4 protein-coding genes are annotated in these 2917 nt (G+C 68.9%); 2 read left to right on the forward strand and 2 right to left on the reverse strand.

Annotated elements, in window-relative coordinates; all coding sequences use genetic code 11:
• On the forward strand, positions 1–228 hold a 228-nt coding region (locus VGQ94_02955; GenBank protein ID HEV2021465.1), incomplete at its 5' end, for a DUF3179 domain-containing (seleno)protein.
• Here VGQ94_02955 and VGQ94_02960 read toward each other — a convergent pair.
• The gene (locus VGQ94_02960; GenBank protein ID HEV2021466.1) at positions 203–1030 is read right to left on the reverse strand and encodes a hypothetical protein; all 828 of its coding nucleotides are present in this window, start codon (positions 1028–1030) and stop codon (positions 203–205) included. The two genes, VGQ94_02955 and VGQ94_02960, sit on opposite strands and share 26 nt — an antisense overlap.
• Positions 1027–1938 (reverse strand): BadF/BadG/BcrA/BcrD ATPase family protein, encoded by a 912-nt coding sequence (locus VGQ94_02965; protein ID HEV2021467.1) that lies wholly within the window; start codon positions 1936–1938, stop codon positions 1027–1029. The genes VGQ94_02960 and VGQ94_02965 overlap by 4 nt, the downstream gene beginning before the upstream one ends.
• 104 nt (positions 1939–2042) lie before the next feature.
• On the opposite strand from VGQ94_02965, the gene VGQ94_02970 reads away from it, so the two are divergent.
• Positions 2043–2917: sodium transporter (locus VGQ94_02970; GenBank protein HEV2021468.1), on the forward strand; the 875-nt coding region annotated here is incomplete at its 3' end.

A 2917-nucleotide genomic window follows, 5' to 3' on the forward strand; every position in this document is an offset into this window, starting at 1 on the left:
GCCTTCGAGAGCCGCGCGGGCGGTGCGGCGGTCGAGTTCTTCAGGAAAACTCCGGCCACGGACTGGGCGCTGGTGGATTCTGCCACCGGCAGCCAGTGGAACTTCCAGGGTTGCGCCGTCTCCGGTTCTGCGAAGGGCCAGTGCCTGGAGCCGCTGCCGCTCTTGAGGGAATACTGGTTCGACTGGCGGCAGTACCACCCGGCTACGACGGTGTATCGCCGCCGCTAGGCGCCGCCGGGGGAAGCGGAGGCTTGTGCTTCGCCGCGCGCAGCTCCAACTCCTTGAACAAGTACATCTTCACGCTGGCGTTCAGGCGCGAGTGCCGCAAAGTATCTTTGAGGACGTAGGTAGGCAGCATCTGGGCGAAGTAGAGGACGCGGGCCAGCGGGGTCTTGTCGTTGCGCAGCAGCGCGATCTGCACCTCGCGGCGCAGCGGCCACTTGGAGTGCCGGCACACGCCCTCGACGAAGGTTTGCGGGGCCTTCTCGTTCATCAGCGTCTTCACGATCCAGGCCTCGGTGAGGTAAGGATTGTCGAGCGCGGCGGCGATGACGCGAGGCTCCGGGTCGAGCAGGAGCTGGGCCGCCACGCGGGTGGAGGCGCGCCGGGCCAGCGTCATGCGCTCGCCGGGTGAGACCTGCTCCAGCCGCAGGACGATGTTCTCCTCCGCCGCCATCTTCAGGTCGGCGGGCGACCCGGGCAGCAGCGCGATCTGCATCAGCTCGAAGACGTAGAGATGCCGCAACATGGGCAGGGCGATGAAGCGCGGCGTCCGGGGATGGCGCGCCACGGCGTTGATGACCGGACGGCTCTTCATCACCGAGGAGTTCTTCACCAGCACCTCGACCAGGCCGCGCGGGAGGTCGCGGCGGGCCAGCAGGGCCAGCGCCAGGTCCGCGGTGAGCGCCGGGTTCCCGGCCACCTCGAGCAGGACCTCCGGAGACTGACTGTGAAGCAGGGCTTCGAGCCGCTCCTCGACAGCCGATTTGCGCGGACTCGGCGAGGGCTCCGCGGAGTGACCGTGCCTCATACCGACTCCTGCCCGCCTCGGCGGGCCAGGGCAAGCGCCCCCAGGACCGGGTCGACGTCTTCGACGATCTCCGCCTGCGGGCGCTCAGCGCGCAGGGAGTTGGTGAAGACGCGCCGCACCAGCTCCGAATTGCGGAAGACCCCACCCGCCAGCGCCACCTGCGCCCCTTGCCCGCCCGGCCACAGGCGGCGCACCATGACCTTGGCCAGTTGCGCCAGCTCGGTCCCCGCCTGGAGCAGGACGTCGCGGGCCGCGCCGTCGCCGGCCTCCGCGGTGGCTAGAATCTGAGGAAGCAGCGTGGCGTAATCGGGCGACGGAGTGGCGTTCGCGACGCGGGCCACGTCCTCGCGGGTGGCCAGATGCCAGGAGTTCAGGATGCACGCGACCAGTCCGGTGCTCTGGCCACTGTCGCAGGCGCGCAGTGCAGCAGCGACCACCGAGCGGCCGATCCACTCGCCCGAGCCTTCGTCGGAGATGGCCGAACCCCAGCCGCCGGCGCGCGCCGTCTCCCCGCGCTCGTTGCGGCCGTAGGCGATGGAGCCGGTGCCGGCGATCACCACCAGCCCCGGAGCGGCGGGGAAGGCGGCTTCCAGGGCAACGTGCATGTCGCCCACCACCTGGATCTCGCCGGGAACGATCTCGGCCACCAGGGCGCGGACAGATTCGATGACCTCGGAGCGGGAGGCGCCGGCCATGCCCACGCAGGTCCGGCCCACCTGTGCCAGGTCCACCTTGGCTTCGGCCGCGGCTTGGCGGATGGCGCCGTGCAGCGCCGCGCGAGCCTGGGCTTCGCCTACCCGAGCCAGCTTGCTGCCCGCCTCGCGGCCGCGTCCCAGGACGCCCGCGCCATCGCCCAGCGCGCAGTCGGTCTTGGTGCCGCCGCCATCGATGCCCAGAAAGAAGGCCACGGAAATACTTTTATCACAGCCTGTGGCGGGAGCCATGGCTGGTTTTCCGCTTTGCGCGGATTTGCCGCATAATGGTCGCGGCTGCCGGACCGCGTTCTGCCATCATGGCCCTTCGTCCGCTGGACCTGAGCATCGTCGCGGTGTACCTGGCCGGGATCACGGCATTCGGGATCCACTTCCGCCGCCCGCAGCGCACCCTGCGCGATTACTTCCTGGCCGACCGCGAGATCCCCTGGTGGGCCATCGCGCTCTCCATCGTGGCCGCGGAGACCTCGACCCTCACCATCATCAGCATCCCCGGACTGGCCTACGACACCAACCTCGGCTTCCTGCAACTGGTGTTGGGATACCTGGCGGGACGGATGGTCATCACGTTGGTGCTGCTGCCGCAGTACTTCCGCGGGGAGATGTACACCGCCTACCAGCTCATCGAGCGGCGCTTCGGCCGCAGGCTGCACGCGCTGACCGCGGGCCTGTTTCTGGTGACGCGCGCGGCCGCCGAGGGCGTGCGCGTCTTCGCCGTCTCCATCGTGGTGGGGATCGCGCTGGGCTCAGGCGACGTGGCCTCCATCGCCCTCATCACCCTGCTGACCCTGGTCTATACCTTCGAGGGCGGGATGCGCGCCGTCATTTGGACCGACGTAGTGCAGATGGCCATCTACGTCGGCGGGACCATCGTGGGACTGGTGACCATCCTGCATCTGGTCCCGGGAGGATGGCCGGCGATCCAAGCGGCCGCCGGCTCCGCGGGGAAGCTACACGTGTTCAATTTCTCCACGGCACTCAATACGCCGTACACCTTCTGGGCAGGATTGATCGGCGGAACCTTCCTGACCACCGCCAGCCACGGCACCGACCAGTTGATGGTACAGCGCCTCTTGGCGGCGCGCAGCCAGCGGCAGGCCAGCGTGGCGCTGTTGTCGAGCGGCCTGGTGATCCTGTTCCAGTTCACGCTCTTCCTGCTGGTGGGAACGGCGCT

The organism is Terriglobales bacterium (genome assembly GCA_035937135.1).
Classification (GTDB): Bacteria; Acidobacteriota; Terriglobia; order Terriglobales; family Acidobacteriaceae; genus DASYVL01.

Bases quoted from the DNA above. Each gene is read 5' to 3' on its own strand.
- VGQ94_02960 (HEV2021466.1), bottom strand. From the start codon at position 1,030: ATGAGGCACGGTCACTCCGCGGAGCCCTCGCCGAGTCCGCGCAAATCG.